Genomic DNA, 725 nt, shown 5'->3' with positions numbered 1-725 from the left:
AAAGGCAGGCACGCCCTAAGTATAACAAATTTACAAGAATTGGTGTAATTTTTATTGAAAAATAAATGGTTTTGCGTTAAAATGACTTTTTTATTTTGTATTTTATCTCCCACTTAGGTTGGCTAATAAATGACTTTGTGGTGTATCATGTCAAAGTTGGTTGATGATGATATGGCTACAACCGGCTCATTTTGTCCTTTGATATGTTGGATAAAATGTTAAACATGCCTTTTTGTTAGTGCTTAGGTTAATTGGATTTTTTATCATGCGTAAAGACATTCACCCAGAATACCGCGAAGTATTGTTCCACGACACCAATGCGGACGTCTATTTTTTAACTCGCTCTACTGTGGCGACCAAAACCACTCGTGAATACGAAGGTGCCGAATACCCATATTTCCCACTTGATATTTCAAGTGCATCTCACCCATTCTACACCGGTGAGCAACGTCAAGCATCTAACGAAGGTCGTGTGGCAAGTTTCAACAAGCGTTTCGGTGCATTTGCCAACCGTGGCAAAAAATAATAGATTTACACGCTTATCTATGCCATTAAAATACCCCAAATCTCTGGTTTGGGGTATTTTCTAAATAGACTTCTTTCNNTTGGAAAGAGATTTAATGTATAAATTGTGTTAAAAAGGACGGACACATCCTATTTTTTTAAAATAAACCCTTGAGATGAGTTAAAGGAATTTTTATGCTTCACAGCACAGCACAGCACAG

General features: G+C 37.1%; 1 protein-coding gene. It reads left to right on the top strand.

Translation table 11 applies throughout. From position 1 onward, the window contains the following. Positions 1-265: 265 nt before the first annotated feature. Positions 266-526, top strand: a complete 261-nt coding sequence (locus B5J94_RS01360; RefSeq protein ID WP_062501781.1) for a type B 50S ribosomal protein L31 — start codon at positions 266-268, stop codon at positions 524-526. The last annotated feature ends 199 nt before the right edge of the window (positions 527-725 follow it).

It is taken from the genome of Moraxella lacunata (assembly GCF_002027545.1).
Classification (GTDB): Bacteria; Pseudomonadota; Gammaproteobacteria; order Pseudomonadales; family Moraxellaceae; genus Moraxella; species Moraxella lacunata.
This window is presented reverse-complemented; position numbering and strand designations above follow the sequence as displayed.